17 protein-coding genes are annotated in these 17,910 nt (G+C 65.4%); 9 read left to right on the top strand and 8 right to left on the bottom strand.

Translation table 11 applies throughout. The features are described 5' to 3' along the window. Positions 1 to 8: 8 nt before the first annotated feature. Positions 9 to 1,106 carry a hydrogenase formation protein HypD gene (gene hypD / locus ML540_RS17620; RefSeq protein ID WP_243364739.1) on the bottom strand — a complete coding sequence of 366 codons (1,098 nt, stop codon included), beginning with the start codon at positions 1,104 to 1,106 and terminating at the stop codon, positions 9 to 11. Beyond that, on the bottom strand, positions 1,093 to 1,320 hold the full coding sequence (locus tag ML540_RS17625) for a HypC/HybG/HupF family hydrogenase formation chaperone (protein WP_243364741.1): 228 nt from the start codon (positions 1,318 to 1,320) through the stop codon (positions 1,093 to 1,095). Before ML540_RS17625 ends, hypD begins: the two co-directional genes overlap by 14 nt. A gap of 223 nt (positions 1,321 to 1,543) precedes the next feature. On the opposite strand from ML540_RS17625, the gene ML540_RS17630 reads away from it, so the two are divergent. The 7 genes from ML540_RS17630 to ML540_RS17660 all read left to right on the top strand — a co-directional run bounded on the left by ML540_RS17630 (position 1,544) and on the right by ML540_RS17660 (position 8,499). After that, positions 1,544 to 2,371, top strand: a complete 828-nt coding sequence (locus ML540_RS17630) for a tetratricopeptide repeat protein (RefSeq protein ID WP_243364743.1) — start codon at positions 1,544 to 1,546, stop codon at positions 2,369 to 2,371. Then, complete coding sequence (locus ML540_RS17635) at positions 2,371 to 3,018, top strand: HDIG domain-containing metalloprotein (protein WP_243364745.1); 648 nt, start codon at positions 2,371 to 2,373, stop codon at positions 3,016 to 3,018. Before ML540_RS17630 ends, ML540_RS17635 begins: the two co-directional genes overlap by 1 nt. Further along, positions 2,975 to 3,874, top strand: coding sequence for a D-alanine--D-alanine ligase family protein (locus tag ML540_RS17640; protein WP_243364777.1), 900 nt, complete (start codon positions 2,975 to 2,977; stop codon positions 3,872 to 3,874). Before ML540_RS17635 ends, ML540_RS17640 begins: the two co-directional genes overlap by 44 nt. Positions 3,875 to 4,074: 200 nt before the next feature. Next, a complete protein-coding gene (carA, locus tag ML540_RS17645) occupies positions 4,075 to 5,205 on the top strand; it encodes a glutamine-hydrolyzing carbamoyl-phosphate synthase small subunit (protein WP_243364786.1) in 1,131 nt (376 codons plus the stop codon). A 21-nt stretch (positions 5,206 to 5,226) separates the two neighbouring features. After that, complete coding sequence (locus tag ML540_RS17650) at positions 5,227 to 6,039, top strand: tetratricopeptide repeat protein (RefSeq protein ID WP_243364796.1); 813 nt, start codon at positions 5,227 to 5,229, stop codon at positions 6,037 to 6,039. Beyond that, positions 6,036 to 7,520: an FAD-binding protein gene (locus tag ML540_RS17655; protein WP_243364799.1), complete on the top strand. Its 1,485-nt coding sequence runs from the start codon at positions 6,036 to 6,038 to the stop codon at positions 7,518 to 7,520. Before ML540_RS17650 ends, ML540_RS17655 begins: the two co-directional genes overlap by 4 nt. Positions 7,521 to 8,028: 508 nt before the next feature. Next, entirely contained in the window at positions 8,029 to 8,499 is a 471-nt protein-coding gene (locus tag ML540_RS17660; protein WP_243364801.1) for a hypothetical protein, read from the top strand. Here the strand turns inward: ML540_RS17660 and pdxA are convergent. The 5 genes from pdxA to ML540_RS17685 all read right to left on the bottom strand — a co-directional run bounded on the left by pdxA (position 8,483) and on the right by ML540_RS17685 (position 13,807). Further along, a complete protein-coding gene (gene pdxA, locus ML540_RS17665) occupies positions 8,483 to 9,541 on the bottom strand; it encodes a 4-hydroxythreonine-4-phosphate dehydrogenase PdxA (protein WP_243364803.1) in 1,059 nt (352 codons plus the stop codon). The genes ML540_RS17660 and pdxA overlap by 17 nt on opposite strands. A 107-nt stretch (positions 9,542 to 9,648) precedes the next feature. Then, positions 9,649 to 11,571 (bottom strand): 1,4-alpha-glucan branching protein GlgB, encoded by a 1,923-nt coding sequence (gene glgB, locus ML540_RS17670; RefSeq protein ID WP_243364818.1) that lies wholly within the window; start codon positions 11,569 to 11,571, stop codon positions 9,649 to 9,651. Beyond that, the gene (locus ML540_RS17675; RefSeq protein ID WP_243364806.1) at positions 11,567 to 11,761 is read right to left on the bottom strand and encodes a hypothetical protein; all 195 of its coding nucleotides are present in this window, start codon (positions 11,759 to 11,761) and stop codon (positions 11,567 to 11,569) included. The genes glgB and ML540_RS17675 overlap by 5 nt, the downstream gene beginning before the upstream one ends. 23 nt (positions 11,762 to 11,784) lie before the next feature. Beyond that, the gene (glgA, locus tag ML540_RS17680; RefSeq protein ID WP_243364808.1) at positions 11,785 to 13,242 is read right to left on the bottom strand and encodes a glycogen synthase GlgA; all 1,458 of its coding nucleotides are present in this window, start codon (positions 13,240 to 13,242) and stop codon (positions 11,785 to 11,787) included. Between the two features lie 76 nt (positions 13,243 to 13,318). Continuing rightward, positions 13,319 to 13,807: an NUDIX domain-containing protein gene (locus ML540_RS17685; RefSeq protein WP_243364810.1), complete on the bottom strand. Its 489-nt coding sequence runs from the start codon at positions 13,805 to 13,807 to the stop codon at positions 13,319 to 13,321. A gap of 201 nt (positions 13,808 to 14,008) precedes the next feature. Here ML540_RS17685 and ML540_RS17690 point away from each other — a divergent pair, with 201 nt between their 5' ends. Beyond that, positions 14,009 to 14,872, top strand: a complete 864-nt coding sequence (locus tag ML540_RS17690) for a glycosyltransferase family 9 protein (RefSeq protein ID WP_243364812.1) — start codon at positions 14,009 to 14,011, stop codon at positions 14,870 to 14,872. Positions 14,873 to 15,488: 616 nt separating this feature from the next. Here ML540_RS17690 and ML540_RS17695 read toward each other — a convergent pair. Next, a complete protein-coding gene (locus tag ML540_RS17695; RefSeq protein ID WP_243364815.1) occupies positions 15,489 to 16,154 on the bottom strand; it encodes an L-threonylcarbamoyladenylate synthase in 666 nt (221 codons plus the stop codon). On the opposite strand from ML540_RS17695, the gene ML540_RS17700 reads away from it, so the two are divergent. Then, entirely contained in the window at positions 16,153 to 17,790 is a 1,638-nt protein-coding gene (locus tag ML540_RS17700) for a glycosyltransferase family 2 protein (protein WP_243364816.1), read from the top strand. The genes ML540_RS17695 and ML540_RS17700 overlap by 2 nt on opposite strands. Positions 17,791 to 17,910: the final 120 nt, after the last annotated feature.

Below are 17,910 nucleotides of genomic sequence, written 5' to 3' on the forward strand. Positions count from 1 at the left end.
TGACGCCCCTATGCGAGGTCGAGTTGGTATTTGTGGTACGCGGCGCAGCTGCCCTCGGTGGAGACCATGCACGGCCCCACCGGAGTGGCCGGGGTGCATGCCTTGGCGAAGAGCGGGCATTTGTTGGGGGGCATGATGCCCTTAAGCACCTCGCCGCAGCGGCAGCCGGGCAGAGGCTTGGATTCCTTGAGGGTCACGCCCAGCGCCTCGAAGGCGTCGAAGGCCTTGTAGGCGTCGCTCATGACCAGCCCGCTGCCGGGGATCATGCCGATGCCGCGCCACAGCGCGTCGCCGGGGGTGTAGACCTCATAGAGGATGGCCCGGGCCTTGGGGTTGCCGCCGTCGGCCACCACGCGCTTGTAGTTGTTGACCACCATGGGCTTTCCCTGGCGCTTCATCTCGGCCATGAGCAGGATGGCCTGGAGCAGGTCCAGGGGTTCGAAACCGGCCACCACTGAGGGGATGCCGTACTTCTCGGCCAGGGGGCGGTAGGGTTCCAGGCCGATCATGGCGGAGACGTGGCCCGGGAGCATGAAGCCCTCCACGGCCATGTCCGGATCCGAGAGCAGCGCGTCCAGGGCGGGGGGCACCAGCTTGTGGAAGGGCATCACGAAGAAATTCCCGAGGCCCCGCTCCTTGGCCTGGCGCACCGTGGCGGCCACGGTGGGGGCGGTGGTCTCGAAGCCGATGCCCAGGAACACGACCTTGTCGCCGGGGTTCGCCTCGGCCACAGCCAGGGCGTCGAAGGGGGAGTACACCACCTCAACGCGCGCGCCTTCGGCCTGGGCCTTCTTGAGGCTCGCGCCGCCGGGGCCGGGGACGCGCATGAGGTCGCCGAAGGTGGCGATGATCACGTCGGAGCGCCCGGCCAGCTCCAGGTATGCGGCCACCTCGGATTCATGGGTGACGCAGACCGGGCAGCCCGGACCGGTCAGGTGGACCACCGACTTCGGCAAAAGCGAGTGCACGCCGCTGCGGAACAGGGCCACGGTGTGGGTGCCGCAGACTTCCATGAAGCGCAGGCTCTGGCCCTGCATGGCCTCCTCGATCTTGGCGAGCACGTCCTTGCACAGCTTGGGATCGCGAAGGGCTTCAAATGAGTTCAAGGTTCCACCCTTCCTGGAAAATCTTGATGGTCTCCATGGCCTCCTCGCGGTTGAGGATGCGGATGGCGAACCCGGCATGGATGATGACGAACTCGCCCACCTGGGGCTTGTCCGCGATGAGGTCCAGGCGGATTTGTTTGCGCACGCCGCCGATTTCGACATCGGCCACGTCCCCCTCGACGTGTTTGACTTCCATGGGAACGGCTAGGCACATGACGGTGTCCTCCAGTAAGGAACCGCGCCGGTCGGAATTCCAGCCCGGTAAGAATTTTGGGAATATGGGGGGTAACACCGGTCAAGTCAAGGCTCGCCCGGCCCCGGGTGGACGGCGCTGGACCGGCGTGGGGCGCGGCGGCTTGCAAAACGCCCTGAAGCGTGCAATGGGCCTAACTCAGACAATAAAATAAATGGCCCTTTGGGGTCCGGACATACTTCGAATGCAAGACAATTCCCCGGAAAGCCTGGTCGCCCAGGCGCGCAAAAACCTTCTCAACATCGTCTCCGTGCTCAAGGACGGCAACGTCGACAGCGCCATCAAGGTGGTCGTTTTCGGCCTCGGGGCCTACATCAAATACGGCAACATCCTCATCAAGCAGGAAAAAAAGGAATTCCAAGAGCTTCTGACAAAAGCCGTCCACCTGCTCAGCCTGGACCCCCTGGTCAAGGAGGCCAGCAAGACCCCGCTGGACTACGTGCCAAGGAAGGAAACGGAACTCTTGGCCAGACTGCGGGCCCTGCCCGACCTCATCCAGGCCAATCAGGCCAGGAGGGAAGGCCAGGAAGCCGAAGCCCGCATGCAGGCCAAGGGCGAACGCATGGAAAAAGGCCGCCAGCTCCTGATGCAAAAGTACTTCGACGGGGCGCTCCAGCTCTTCAAGCGCCTGTGCGACGACTTTCCCGACGATGCGGAGCTTCGCGCGGAGATCGGCAAGGTGCTCTTCGACATCAACCACATCGAATGCATCACCTTCCTGGAACAAGCCGTGGCCCTCGACCCCAAGGATCACAAGAGCCTGGCCATGATGGGCGTGGCCTTCCGCAAGATCAAGAAGTTCGACCAGGCCGAAAGGGCGTATTTGAACGCCTTGGCCGTGGACAAGGACAACGTCAACTACCTCTTCAACCTGTCCCGGGTCTACATCGACTCGGGAAACTGGCTCAAGGCCCAGGAGACGCTGCGCCGGGTGCTTACGATCGACCCCTCCCTGGAACCGGCCAAGAAAGGCCTGGACTTCGCCACCAGGCATTGCAGGGATCTCATCTGATGCCCGCGCGCCCCACTGCGTCCCCGCTCTGGAACGCGCTCATCAAGCTCCCGCCGCCGAGGCTCCCGAGCCCCAGGACCCTGCCCCCGGCCCCTTCGGACCGGGAGTGCCTCCAGTGCTGGGACGACTACGACATGTTGCCGCACATCCGCCAGCACAGCCTGTCCGTGGCCCGCGTGGCCACCTGCCTGGCTCTGGCCGCCCAGGCGGCGGGCCTGGACGTGGACGTGCAGCTCGTGCGCGCCTCGGCCCTGCTCCACGACATCGCCAAGACCTACACCATCCGCCACGGCGGCAACCACAGCCAGCTCGGCGGAGCCTGGATGCAGGAACGCTTCGGCAACCCCCTGCTGGCAATGGGCATCGTGCACCATGTCCACTGGCCCTGGGCCGTGGACGTTCGCGCCTACTTCCTCCCCATGGCCATCATCTACGGCGACAAGCGGGTTATGCACGACGGCGTCGTCCCTCTTGACGAACGCTTCGTCGATCTCTACTCCCGCTACGGCACGACCCAATACATCCGCGACAGACTCGCGGAATCCAGACACCAGGCCGAGACCATCGAGACGGCCCTCAGCCAAACCCTTGGGATGAACGTCCATGAAGATCCTTTTGATTGCGGGCGGCTGGTCGAGCGAGCGTGAAGTCTCCCTTTCGGGCGCGCTCCAGATCAGAGGCGCGCTTGAGAGCCTCGGGCACTCCGTCACTCCCCTTGACCCCCTCAGCCAGTTCGACTCCATCATGGACGCGGCCCGCGCCCATGATTTCGCCTTCCTGAACCTGCACGGCTCCCCCGGCGAGGACGGGCTCATCCAGGCCCTGCTGCACGCCGCGGGCTGCCCCTATCAGGGCAGCGGCCCCGAGGCGTCCTTCCTGGCCCTCAACAAGGCCGCGTCCAAGCAGATATTCCGCAGCGCGGGGCTGGTCACGGCCGACTGGGAACTCCTGGTGGCCAAGCCCGGCCCCGAGTGGCGCCCGTCCTTCGGGGTCCCGGCCTTCTTCAAGCCCAACACCGGCGGGTCGAGCGTGGGCATGAGCCTCGTCCGCGACGAAGCGGAGCTCCCCCGCGCCCTGGAAGCCGCTTTCGCCGAGGGCCGCGAGGTGCTGGCCGAACCGGCCCTGGACGGGCTCGAAGTCACCTGCGCGGTGCTTGGCCATGAAGCCCTGCCCCCCATCCTCATCAAGCCCAAGGCCGGAGTCTTCTTCGACTACCAGAGCAAGTACGTGCAGGACGCCGCCGAGGAGATCTGCCCCGCCCCCCTGCCCGAGGACGTTCTGGGCAAGGTCCGCCGGGCAGCCCTGAAGGCCCACCAGGTGCTGGGCCTGTCCGGCTACAGCCGCAGCGACTTCATCCTCACGGGCGACACGCCGGTGCTTCTGGAAGTGAACACCCTGCCCGGCATGACCGCCACGAGCCTGCTTCCCAAGGCGGCCGCCGCCGTGGGGCTGGACTTCCCGGCGCTCATCGCCCGGCTCATCGAGCTGGGACTGACCGCCTGACGATGCGGCGCGGGGACGGACCGCCCGCCCGGGCCTTCCCCGGATGCGCTGTGAGCCGCGCGCACCGGCGTACCGCGGCCCATTTCCCGAAGACCGCAAACCGCATTCCGTGCTGGACGAACAGGGGTCCGGCATTATATAGAGCCAACCCGGCTTAAGGCCCGCCATTTCATGCCGCGTACGCGGCGTCTGGAGCATCAATGAAAGCGTTTCTCGCCCTTGAAGACGGCACCTGGTTCGAAGGTGAGTCGTTCACCGGTCCCGGCCGCGCCGGAGGAGAGGTGATCTTCAATACCGGCATGACCGGCTACCAGGAGGTCCTCACCGACCCCTCCTACGTCGGCCAGATGGTCTGCATGACATATCCCCATATCGGCAACTACGGCGTCAACTTAGACGACGTGGAATCCGACCGCATCCGCGTCGAAGCCTTCATCGTCAAGGAATGCTGCAAGGAGCCCTCCAACTGGCGGGCCAAGGAAACCCTGCCCGAATACCTGCGCCGCCATAACGTGGTGGGCATCGAGGGCATCGACACCCGCGCGCTCACCCGGCACCTGCGCCTGCACGGCGCCCAGCGCGGCATCATCGCAACCGATTGCAAGGACCCCGCCGACCTGGTCAAACAGGCCCGCGACCTGCCCCCCATGGAGGGCCTGGGACTGGCCGACGCCGTGACCCCGAAGGAGCCCTACATCTGGGACGGCAAGGGTCCCAGAACCGTCACCCTGAACGCGGACGGCACCTATGACTGGCCCGGCACGGGTCCGCGCGTGGTGGCCTTCGACTGCGGCATCAAGTGGAACATCCTGCGCCTGCTCGTGGGCGTGGGCCTGGACCTTCTGGTGGTGCCCGCCTTCTTCACCGCCGATCAGGTGAAGAAGATCAATCCCGAGTCGGTGTTCCTCTCCAGCGGCCCCGGCGACCCGGCCGCCCTCACCGACATGGTGCACGCCACGAGCCTGCTCCTGGACAGCTACCCCACCGCGGGCATTTGCCTGGGGCATCAGCTGCTGGGCTTGGCTCTCGGCGGCAAGACCTACAAGCTCAAGTTCGGCCACCACGGCCTGAACCATCCGGTGAAGGAACTGGCCACCGGGCACATCGAAATATCCTCCCAGAACCACGGGTTCTGCGTAGACATCAATACGCTCAAGGACGTGGAACTCACCCACGTCAACTTGAACGACAACACCCTTGAGGGCTTCGCCCACACCAAGAAGCCCATCATCGCCATCCAGTACCACCCCGAGGCGGGCCCCGGACCGCACGACAGCCGCTCGTTCTTCGGGCGCTACCGGGACATGCTGCGCAGGGAGCTTGGCCGCTAAACTTCAGACTGGAGGTGGTGGATGTCCGCAGAACTCACCAAGGCCAGGAACCAGATCACCCAGGTGAACACGTTCCTCAAGCAGGCCAAGCCGCTCCCGGCGGTGACGGCCCTGCACGAGGCGGTTCTGGCCATGCTCAAGGCCCAGCTCATGAAGGCCGAGCGGGACGAGTTCTGCAAGCTCATCGAGCAGGCAGTCTACCAGCTCAACAACAGCAAGGAGCTCCGGCAGCTCTACCCGCTGGTCCTCCCCTACACGGCCGGGGAGGAAAAGGAGCTGCTGGAGCGTCTGCGCGAACTCTTGCGCGAACTCCAGACCAACACCGTGGACCTAGCCCAGGCCCAGATCGAGGTGCGCCAGAAGCGCCGGGCCGAGGGGCTGAGAATCGGCAAGCAGCAGTTGGACAACAAGGAATTCGATCCAGCCCGCAAGACGCTGGGCGGGCTGGTGAAGGAATTCCCCAACGACGCCCCTCTTCGGGCCGAGGTGGCCGAATTGTTCATCCAGGCGGAACTCTTCGAGGACGCCTTCAAGTACCTGGACGAAGCTCTCGGACTCTCCCCGGACCAGCTGCACCTGTACAACCGCATCGGCATCGTGCTCAGAAAGCTCGGCCAGTTCGACGTGGGCGAGAAGTACTTCATGCGGGCCGTCAACTACGCCAAGAACGACCCCAACCTCTATTTCAACCTGGGCCGGCTCTACATCGACTGGGAAAAGTTCGATAAGGTGGAACGGGCCGCCAAGCTGGCCCTCAAGCTCAATCCTGAATTTCAGGAAGCCCAGAAGATGCTCTGCTTCGCCATCAAGAAGCAGGGCAAGAAGGTGGATTGACCGCCGCCGTCACGTCCTCCATCGAGGCCGACGTTCTGATCCTCGGCGCAGGCCTGGCCGGACTGCGGGCCGCCCTCTCCTGCCTGGAGGCATCTCCATCCTTGCGCCTGGCCGTGGCCAGCCCGTCGTCCGGGCCGTCCGGCTCCTCCTTCGCCAACGTCAACGACGCCCTGGGCATGCACGCCTGCCTCACGGACCAGGACCGCGAGGACTACGTGCGCGAAGTTTTGGCCCTCAATCGGGGAGCATGGCTCTCCCCGGAGCTTCTGGCTGTCCAGGCCGAGGAGTCCGAGGCGCGCCTGCGCGACCTCATGGCCCTGGGCGTGCCCTTCACCCGCGACGCATCGGGGAAGCCCCTGGCGCACTCCTCCTGTTTCTCTCCCGGCTCCCGCCGGGCCTTCGTGTTCACCGGCCTGTCCAAGGCTTACGAATGTTTCACCACGCGACTGAGGGCGCTCGGCTGCCGCTTCCTGCACGGATTCCAGGCCGCGTCCGTCCTGAGCGATCCTGCGCGCGGCGCGCTCCTGATGCCCTGCGGCGCAGTCGAGTCGGGCCACGCATCCGCCCGGGCAGAGTGCGGCGGCCCACCACGCCCGGGCCAGCACGGGCCAATCCTCGTGCGCGCCAGGGCCGTGGTCGCCGCCATGGGCGGACCGGCCCGGCTTTTCGCCCACTCCATGGCCGGCCCGAACCCCGGCTTCGGCCAGGGCGTACTCGCGCGCACGGGCGCGCGCATGGCCAACCTGGGGTTCCTCCAATACATGTGGGGGACGCTTCCCGGAAAAACCTTCTGGCAGCCGGGAGTACTCGGCGCGGGCGGCTACCATCTGGCGAGTCCCGGCAGCCCGGAGAATCCACCCGTGCCCCCCGTTCCGGTTGAGGAACTGATCCCAGGGATTGGAGAACTGAGCGCCCGGCGCGCGGGACACTGCCCCTACGGCTACTCCCTGGAGGATTCGGCCATCGATCTGGCCCTGGCCGAGGGACTGGACAGCGCAGGCGTCGCCACCCTGCTCGCACCCGACGGTACGCCCCTGCGCGTGGCACCCATGGCCCACGCCAGCAACGGCGGGGCCGTCATCGACGAGCACGGCCAGACGAGCGTTCCGGGAATTCTGGCCTGCGGCGAATGCGCCACAGGCATGCACGGCGCCAACCGTGTGGGAGGGGGGATGGTGCTGGCCACGCAGGTGTTCGGGCACAGAGCCGGGGTCCGCGCCGCCCTGATCGCGGAAAATTCCTGCACAGAGGATTCGGGGACGGCCCGATGCGCGGAACTGCCCGCCGACGAGGACGAACGGCGCGAAGGGCTGGACTGGCTGGCGAGAGGGCTTTCGCGCTACGCCGCGCTCGGCGGCAGACCCGGCCATGCGGCTTTCACCGCCCAGGTCCGGCGGCAACTGGAGCAGGCTCGCGACTGGCGGGTGTCCCTCTCCCTGGAGACCGGCCTGGGCATTCTTTCGAATCTCCCCGTCGCGTGACGATGCCCCCCTTGTCCGGACAGCTCTACCAGATTGACTTCTGAACGGCCTCCAACGTACACGACGGCGAGTAAAACTCCCTCACCGAAACGGTAATCCAATGCGCCTTGCGACCGCCATTCTTTTCATAGCATCCATTTTTCTCACGGCAAAATACGCCTCTTGTGCTGAAACATATGCTTTCTCCGTACAATCTGACCAGCACCTTGAATTCGCCCGGGAGATATGTATCGAGGCATTGAAAACGTCTGGAGTGAATGCGGTCTGGAATCTTTTTCCGGTTGCTCCGGAAACACGCCTGAATGTCGAATTGCAGCAGGGGAACCTCAATCTTGCGTTCATCCCACCCAACAGTGAACGGCTCGAGATGGAAAAACAGGGAGCCGTCAAGGCCATACGGATTCCGCTTGAACGAGGCCTACTCGGATACAGGATATGCTTGGTGAAAGAGTCACGACGCGACATCCTAAAGGATGTCGCGTCACCTGAAGACCTTCGGAAATTCGTGGTGGGACAGGGAACCGGCTGGAGCGACGCCGACATCTACACGAAGCTGGGAATCCGGGTCGTGGCCGCACCGTTCGGAAACACCTCTCATCCGCTGTTGGCGCTCTCCTCGGGGCATTTCGACATCCTGCCGCTGGGCGTCAGCGAGTACGAAAGGTTTCTCAGACAATTCACCGCCCATGGCGGCGCGGGCATCGTGGCCGACCGGCACCTGCTCATCCGGTATCCGTGGTACCGCTACATCTGGGTGTCGATGACCGCGCCCAACGGTGCTCTTCTCTGGGAAGCCCTGGACAAGGGACTCGCGCGAATCGTGGCCGACGGGACCTTCGAAAAGATCTACGAAAAATACCGGGGCAAGACCGGAATACCCTCCCTGGCCGGAAGAAGGATCATCGACCTGCCCAGCCCCTACGAGAGCATGGAGGACGTGGACCCCAGGTTCAGGCGTCTGATCATCCGGCCGCAATGAGCCGTCTGCCCAGTTCCAGGGCGGCCAGGAAGCTCCCCATGTCCGCCGTGTCCCGGCCCACGAGGTCGTAGCCCGTGCCGTGGTCCACGGAGGTGCGCACGAAGGGCAGGCCCAGGGTGACGTTGACGGCCTCCCCGAAGTGCACGAGCTTGAGCGGCGCGAGCCCCTGGTCGTGGTACATGGCCAGCACGGCCGGGAATTCGCCCTCGTAAGCACGCCGGAAAATGGTATCCGCCGGGAACGGCCCGGCGACTTCCAGCCCCAGCGACCGGGCCTGTTCCATGGCCGGTACGATGACCCGCCCCTCTTCGTCGCCGATTTTGCCCGATTCCCCAGCGTGGGGATTCAGGCCGCACACGGCCACCGGCCCGGGAAGGCCCAGGCGGCGCACGTGATTCACCGTCAGTTGCAGGCAGCGCAGCACCTTTTCGCGCGTGACCAGCTCCGGAACCAGCCTGAGCGGCGGATGCGTGGTGACCAGGCTCACCCTGAGTTTCGGCCCGCACAGGTGCATGCAAACCCCATCGCGCCCAACGCTTGCTCTTTCGGCCAGAAATTCCGTATGGCCGGGAAAATTGAACCCGGCCTCCTGGAGCCCGGCCTTGTTCAGCGGACAGGTGACGATCCCGCTCGCCTGGCCGTTCATGAGCAGGTCGCAAGCCAGGGACAGCGACAGCCCGGCGGCCAGCCCGCCCGAGGCCGAGAACTGTCCCGGCGCGGGAATGAACGATTCCAGCCCGGCCGGCTCCAGCAGGTGCATGCCCGGCTCCAGGCAGTCCAGCCCTGTGCCGGGACGTCCCTGGTCCGGGGCCGCGTCCGCTTCGTTGCGCCTGCCCGCGCCTTCTCCGGTGGCAAGCCCGTCGTCCAGCCGCTTCCAGGGCGTGCCTATGCCCAGGCGGCGGGCATGCACTTCCAGGGCGGCCTCCGGGCCGATCATGACCAAACTGTCGCTTATCACGGGATTCGCCGCCAACCAGCGGCAGACCAGTTCGGGGCCGAGCCCGTTGGGGTCGCCCAGGGTCAAAAGAATCGTCTGGCTCATGGGAACACGCAGCTCACGGATATCATTGCAAATTATATGGGATCTCAAAGGGAGGAACTCCCTTTGGCCGCCGGAGGCATCTTCCTCTTCCTGCCTTTCTTCCCCTGCTATTCGGCCTTCAAAAAGACCGCTCCAAGCGGCGGCAGGGTCAGCTCCACGAAATACGGCCACAGGCCTATCTCGGCCTTGCGGGCGTGGACGCCCCCGGCGTTGCCCGCGCCGGAACCGCCGTACTCCATGGCGTCGGAATTGAAAACCTCCCGCCAGAAGCCTTCATGGCGCGAGCCCAGGCTGTAATGCCCGCGAACGACCGGGGTGAAGTTATACACGCACATGAGCTGCGAGCCGTCACGGGCCTTGCGCAGGAAGCTTATGACCGAGGACTGGTAGTCCGACAGGTCGATCCATTCGAAACCGCTCCACTCGTTGTCCAGTTCATGCAGGGCGGCCTCGGAACGGTACAAGGCGTTCAGGTCCGCAAGCGTCCGGGCGAGGCCCTGGTGGGCGGGGAACTCCGTGAGCGCCCAGTCCAGTGGTTCGCGGCTGGACCACTCGCGCCACTGGCCGAACTCCCCCCCCATGAACAGGAGCTTCTTGCCGGGGTGGGCCCACATGTAGCTCAAAAAGCAGCGCATGTTGGCGAACTTCTGCCAGTCGTCGCCGGGCATTTTGGAAAGGAGCGCCCCCTTTCCGTGCGTCACCTCGTCGTGGGACATGGGCAGGATGAAGTTCTCGTGGAAGGCGTAGAGCATGGAGAAGGTCAGGTTGTTCTGGTGGTAGGCCCGAAACACCGGGTCCTTGGAGAAATACCCCAGGGTGTCGTTCATCCAGCCCATGTTCCACTTGAAGGAGAAGCCGAGGCCTCCCGCGTAGACCGGACGCGACACCCCGGGCCAGGCCGTGGACTCCTCTGCGGCCATGACAGCGCCGGGGTAGCGCTTGTGCACGATGGTGTTGAGCTCGCGCAGGAAGGCGATGGCCTCCAGGTTCTCCTTGCCGCCGTGGACGTTGGGCGTCCACTGGCCTTCCTCGCGGGAGTAGTCCAGGTAGAGCATGCTGGCCACGGCGTCGATGCGCAGGCCGTCCAGGTGGAACTCCTCCAGCCAGTACAGGGCGTTGGTCAGCAGGAAATTGCGTACCTCGTGGCGGGAGTAGTTGAAGACGAAGGTGCCCCAGTCGGGGTGTTCGCCCTGGCGGGGGTCGGCGTGCTCGTAGAGGGCGGTGCCGTCGAAGCGCCCCAATCCCCAGGCGTCCTTGGGGAAGTGTCCGGGAACCCAGTCCAGCAACACGGCGATGCCGGCCTGGTGGCAGCGGTCCACGAAGTATTTGAAGTCCTCGGGGGAGCCGAAGCGCGAAGTGGGGGCGAAGTAGTGGCCGGTCTGGTAGCCCCAGGATTCGTCCAGGGGATGTTCGGCCACGGGCATGAGCTGGATGTGGGTGAAGCCGAGGTTCGCCACGTAGGGGATGAGCTGGTCGGCCAGATCGTGGTAGGAGAGGAAGTCGCCGTAATAGGGGCCTTTCCAGCGCCAGGAGCCCAGGTGGACCTCGTAGACGCTCACGGGCTTGTCCAGGGGCAGGCCCTGCTCGGCCCGGTGGCGCATCCACCCGGCGTCGCCCCATTGGTATCCGCCCAAGCCCCAGGCCACTGCGGCGGTGCCGGGGCGCATCTCGGCGTAGAGGGCGTAGGGGTCGGTCTTGATGTGGACATGGCCGTCCCGGCCGCGCACGGCGAACTTGTAGAGCTGCCCGCGCTTAACGTCCGGAACGAATCCGGCCCAGATGCCGGAGACCCCCACCGGGTGCAGGTGGTCGGCGCCGAAATGCCAGCCGTTGCAGTCGCCGATCACGCAGACCGCGTCGGCGTTGGGAGCCCACACGGCGAAGCGGAAGCCCCCCTGGCCATCCATCTCGTGGGGATGGGCGCCGAGGATGCGGTAGATGTCCCAGTGCTCGCCCCGTCCGAAGAGGTAGAGGTCGAATGGGGGGATGTCGACGGGCGCGCTCAGGGGATGCTCCGGCGCGGGCTCAATTGGACTTCATGGCGATCTTGAGGCAGTCCTCGCGGAACATGCAGTCGCCCTGGTCGCAGTGCCCGGCGTCGGCCTTGGCGAAGCAGTCGAAATTGCCCTCGGTCATCTGGATCATCCTCACGGCGTCGACCTTGGTCATGTTGCCGATCTTGGCGCCCTTTTCCCTGGCCATCTGACGAATCTGCTGCATGTTCACGGTGTCCTCCCGGTGGTTTACACGTCGATGCCAAGCTCCCTGTATACTTCGAGATACCGGGCTGCGGAACGCTCCCAGGAGAAGTCCGCGAGCATGGCCCGGTGCATGATCCTCTTCCATTCGTCGGGGCGGTCGAAGACGTCCACCGCCTGCCGGATGCTGTCCAGGAACGACTCGCCCGTGGCTTCGGGGAAGGTGAAGCCGGTGGCCTCGGGGTGGGGATAGGGCACGATGGTGTCCGTGAGGCCGCCCAGGTTGGTGGCCACGGGCGGGGTGCCGAAGCGCAGGGCGTAGATCTGGGTGAGGCCGCAGGGCTCGTACCGCGAAGGCATGAGGAAGATGTCCGAGGCGGCCTGGATGCGGTGCGCCAGGTCCTCGGTGTAGCCGATGCGCACGGCGAGCCTGCCCGGATAGTTCTCCATGAGTTCCATGAGCTGGGCCTCGAACTCCAGGTTGCCCTCGCCCAGCACCACCACTCCCAGGTCCATCTTCATGAGCCTGGGCAGGATGTCGATGAGCAGGTCGATGCCCTTCTGCCTGCGCAGGCGGCCGATGAAGCCGAGCACGGGCCGGTCGCCGAGCCTGGGGTCCAGGTCCAGCTCGTCGAGCAGGCTTTCCTTGCAGTTGGCCTTCTTCTCGAAATCGTCGGGCGTGTAGGTGCAGGGCAGGTAGCGGTCGTTGCTGGGGTCCCAGACGTTGTAATCGGCCCCGTTCAGGATACCGCGCAGGTGGGCGCGCCGCTTGGAGAGGATGCCCTCCAGGCCGCAGCCGAACTCGGGGGTGAGTATCTCGCGGGCGTAGGTGGGGCTCACGGTGGTCACCAGATCGGAATAGGCGATGCCTGCCTTGAGCAGGTTGAAGTCGCCCCAGAACTCCACGCCGTCCATGCCCCAGGCCTCGGCGGGCAGGCCGCAATCATCGAAAAGCCTGGAGGCGAAGCGCCCCTGGAAGGCCAGGTTGTGGATGGTGAGCATGGTCTTGGTGTCGCGCCAAAAGGGATCGATGCGCCGCCAGAAGTGCATGTAGGCGGGCACGAGGCCGGCCTGCCAATCATGGACGTGGATCAACCTGGGGGCCACGTCCATGCGGCGGCTCCATTCCAGGCAGGCGCGGCAGAAGAAAATGAACCGCTCGCAGTTGTCGAAATAGTCGCCTTCGTGGGTGTTGTAGTAGAAGCGCCGGTCGAAGTATTCGCCGCGCTGGATGAAGTACACCGGCAGGCCGTGGTAGTCGGCCATGTAGATTTCGGCGGTGATGGGCGCCCAGGGGTAGCCCACCGGGCAGCGCGAGGACAGAAGGCGCAGCTTGAATTCGCCCGTGCTCAGGCGTCCGTAGAAGGGAGTTATCACGGCCACGTCCACGCCCATTCGGCGAAGCGTCAACGGCATCGCCCCCAGGACGTCGCCCAGGCCGCCCGTCTTGGAAAACGGGTATATTTCCGAGGCGATGAAGACAACCTTATGATGAAATGGCATCCGTCTCCCCATCCGGCCGATCATGGGCGCCTAGCACGAAACTGCGACGGCAGGCGTTACGATCAGGTGAAATGCCTTACTTATTCGTACTCCCGTAAACTCCGTTGAGGCGCGTGAAGCGGCGCGCGTAGTCGGCCAGGATCACCGCATGATCGAACACCAGCGGCTGCGGCAACCGGTCCAGCGGGAAGACGGCGGCGTTCACGGCGTCGTCCCCGGCCCCGAGGCGGGACATGTCCAGGGGCTGGGCGGTGAACACCACGCTCATGGTGTGCTTGCGCTCGTCGCGCTTGGGATCGGAATAGACTCCGTGCAGCCCGGTCAGTTCCACCGTAAGCCCAGTTTCCTCCAAGGCTTCGCGCACGGCCGCGTTCTCCACCGTCTCGCCGTAGTCCACGAACCCTCCGGGCAGCGCCCAGCCAAACGGCGTGTTGCGCCGCTCGATGAGCACCACCCGCCGCCCGGGGCAGGCGATGATGATGTCCACCGTGGGGGTGGGGTTGCGGAATGTCTGCAGCGGCTTGCCGCAGCATTCGCAGACGGGGGCGTCCTGTGTGTTTTCCATGTTCGGATATGGCGCATATCCCCCGTAAGCGAGAAAAGGAGCGCCATGACAAGGTGTTGGGGGGTTTACACCCTGGCTGGCCCAGTGCAAAGAGGCGACAGAATGAAATCTATACCTACATGCCCCCTCCCTGACAAGGTTATTCTCATTCATCACGGAGCATTGGGGGACTTCCTTTGTGCGTGGCCCCAGGCCCTGGCCGTGAGCCGAGCCTGGACCGGGGCCGAACTCGTTTTCTCGGGCGGGGGGGAAAAGATGCGCTGGCTTGCGCCGCTCGGATACGCCCCATGCCCGCCGGCGCTTGAACGGGCGCTCGAACGCTCCCTGGGGGCCCGGCGGTGGCCGGAGGAATTGGCGGGCTGGCGGATGCTGCGCTTCGCCATCAACCGCGCCCCGGCCCTGCCGCCCGGACCGCAGTGCAGCGTGCTCAAGGCCCTGCCTGGTCCGGACTCGCATCTGCATGTGCGCCGCGCCTACGAGCGCGCCCTGGCCGGGTTGGGCGTGCCCACGCCCGGGGGCTGGCTGGAGGAATTCCGGTGCCTGTTCGCCGGGGAGCGCGCCCCCGGGGACACCGTGCTGCTCTTCCCCGGCGCGGGCCATCCTCTCAAGCAGTGGCCCCTGGTTCAATTTTTTCAACTGGCCAAAGCCTTGGAGGAACGCGCGATCGAACCGGTGTTCGTGCTCGGCCCGGCAGAACTGGAGCGCGGCCTCATCCCGGAAGGCCACGCCTGGACGGCCCCCCAAAGCCTGGAGGAACTGGAGCGCTTGCTGCTTCAAGCCTTGGCCGTGGTGGGAGGCGACACCGGCCCCATGCACCTGGCAGGGATGCTCGGCGTGCCCGGGGTTTCGCTTTTCGGCCCCACCAGCTTCGCCCAATGGGGGCCGGTGGGCATGCGCGAGGCGAGCCTTGGCCTGCCCTGCTCGCCGTGCACGGCCACCTGCGCGGACCTGCGTTGCGACAGGCCGCGCTGCCTGGAGGACATCACGCCGGAGAGGGTGCTTGAGGAACTGGGGAGGGCTGTGGCTTCAACGCAAAATCGGCTTTCAAGGCCCTGGTTTCCTTGAAAGCCGACTTTGACAAAAGGAGGAAGGATAAATTCTATTTAGCAAGGACCGGACCAACGCGCCAAACCCCACCAGTATTATCGCAACATATTAAATATGTTTACATTATTTTTCAGTTCTCGCCTCATGCCCATCCCGAACCAGTAAAGATTCTTGAACGCGGGCTTCACCGCCCTGCCCCGGCTCCCGTTTCCGGTTAAAGAACTTTTACCATTGCCGCCCCTTTGGAGCTGTGCGTTTCTCGCTCATCACGCGAAAGACCGTTGACCTCGCCGACGAGGCCCCTCAGCCCTGCATTGCGACGGAGCGCCTCCTCTGGTGAGGATCAGCCCGAAGCAAAGGCGTTGGGAACAAGAAATGGGGGTGGCTAGAATGCAAAATCGGCTTTCAAGGCCCTGGTTTCCTTGAAAGCCGACTTTGACAAAAGGAGGAAGGATGAATTCTATTTAGCAAGGACCGGGCCAACGCGCGCGACAGCTCAATATTTTCTGCAATACACTGAAATAACAAATTTTATTCCTGATATGCACCGGCCGCAGCGCCCTACAAACCGTAAAAAAACTTGAACGCCCCGGCCTGCCCCCCGCCCCGGCCCCCATTGGCGGTAAAAAAACTTTTACGCCTCCTCCACCAGCCGGACCCCGGCCTGCACGAGCGTCTCCACCGGCACCGCCCCGGCCCGGTACATCACCGCTTCCCGGCCCTTCAAGGGGCGCAGCACCGTGGACGCCTGACCGCCTGCCGGAGACGGGTCGCCGGCCAGGACGTAATCCGCTCCCAGGCACACCGCCGGGCTCAAGTCGCCCAGGTCGTTCACGGCCGGGTCGCCGCTGACGTTGGCGCTGGTGGCCGCCAGGGGAGTCCCCACGGCCAGGCACAGCTGCCGCGCCTGCGGATGCGGCGTCAGGCGCACCGAAACGCAGCCCCGGGCGTCCAGAAGTTGCGGGGGAAGGTCCTTGCGCGCCGGAACGATGATGGAAAGAGAACCCGGCCAGAAGCGATCCATGAGCTCCCGGGCCAGGTCCAGCCCGGGCCAGCGTTCGGCATCCTCGTCCAGCACCTGCGCAAGCTGATCCATGTCGCCTATTATCACCGGCAGGGGCTTTGACCTGGGCCTGCCCTTGATGGCATTGACCCGTTCCAGGGCCTTGGCGCTTCCCACCGAGGCCCCCAGGGCGTAGAAGGTCTCCGTGGGGTAGACGATGCACCCGCCCCCCATGAGCGTCCTGGCCGCGCGGCCGAGCGCCGTTTCCGGGGCATCACCAACATTCTGGACCGTCATGACCGAACCCTCCCACGACTACCCGGGATTCTTCCCCGCTTTCGAACCGGACGCGCTGGCCCGGCTGGCCGGACCGCTGCCCACCTGGGCGCTCTCCACGGAAAGCTCCTGGCAACAATGGGGACTGGCCGAAGGGATAGTGCGCGGAGCCCCCGGGGATCAAGTCCTTATGTCGGCCGCAGCCGGACTTCTTTCCTGGGCCTGGCAGCAAAGGCCCCTCTCCGCGCCCACCCTGGCCCTCTTGCTCACCCTGGACGGCGCGGCCCCGTTCCTCTCGCCGGACCTGCGCCAGTACCTGCAAGGCCTCAAAAAACGCCTGCGCCCCCCGGCCTCAAGCGACGCCTGGGAAGCCCTCAAGGCCGTCGGATCACCCGAGGACGTCGCCGCCTTCCTGGAGTTGTCCGCCGCCGGGCCCCACGCGGCGGCCTTGCTTGGCGAAGCGTGGGAACATCTGGTGCGCCTGTCCGACCGCGACCGGGCGGCCTCCATCATCTCGTCCGGTGCTGGTGACCCGGTCCTGAAAGAGCGCCTGCTGGCCGAACTGGATCTCCACCATCGCCTGCCCGGCCGCGCCCTCTCCCACCCGGCCTTCGCCCCCTGGAGCGGGTACAGGGCAGGGCTCGAGGCCTTCCGCGCGGGCAACGGCCCGGACGCCTTCCGCATCTGGTCGCCCCTGCTCGCGGCCATGCCCTGGAACGTCAACCTGACCCTGCTGGCCCACGACGCGCGATTTCTCCCCGTCCCGGGGCCCCTGCCCTCCCCCAGGACCGCCATCCTGACCTACTGCTGGAACAAGGCCGAACTCATCGCCCAGACCCTGGAAAGCGTGTTCGCCTCCGACATCGGGGACAACCCGGTATTCGTTCTGGACAACGGCTCCACCGACGCCACGCCCGACACCCTGCGCGCCGCCCGCGGACGCTTCGGCCCCGAGCGCCTGACCGTCGTCACCCTGCCGGTGAACGTGGGCGCCCCGGCCGCGCGCAACTGGCTGCTCTCACTGCCCGAGGTCCGCGCCTGCCGCTTCGCCGCCTTCCTGGACGACGACGTGATCCTGCCCCGCGACTGGCTCTCAAAGCTCCTCCACGCGGCCGGACGCCACCCTGAATGCGGCGTGGTTGGCTGCGCCATCCGCGACCACGAACATCCGCACCGCCTCCAGTCGGCCGACTACCACCTGCTGCACCGCCTGCCCGGAGAAGCGGGCCAGGAACCCGGCGAGCGGCTGCGCGTGTTCATGAACTGCACCGGCACGCTCGATTCGGGGCTCTTCGCCTACGAGAGGCCCTGCCTGTCGGTGTCGGGCTGCTGCCACATGCTGGACCTGTCGCTGCTGGACGGGGTGGGCGGCTTCGACGTGCGCTACACGCCCACCCAGTTCGACGACCTGGACCGGGACATCCGCTGCTTCCTGGCCGGGCGGCCCTGCCTCTACACGGGCGGGCTGGCCATCGACCACGTGCAGCGCTCGAGCCTGCGGCAGGCGTCCTCGCCCGCGCAGGTGGCGCACATCCTGGGCAACAAGATCAAGCTGGAAGCCAAGTACGATGACAAGGCCGTGGACGCCATGGTGGCGAAGAACTTCGAAATGGCCTGGCGCGATCTGCTGGAGAAACAGGCAAAGTTGAGAGGATAGGCGGGGCTCTGCCCCGCGCCCCGCAAGGGCTCCGCCCTTGACCCGCCAAAGGGACCAGTCCCTTTGGAATCCCCTATAGCTTCGCGGGCCTGATTCCACCGGCATGCCGGTGGAATCAGG

It is taken from the genome of Fundidesulfovibrio terrae, from assembly GCF_022808915.1.
Taxonomy (GTDB): domain Bacteria; phylum Desulfobacterota; class Desulfovibrionia; order Desulfovibrionales; family Desulfovibrionaceae; genus Fundidesulfovibrio; species Fundidesulfovibrio terrae.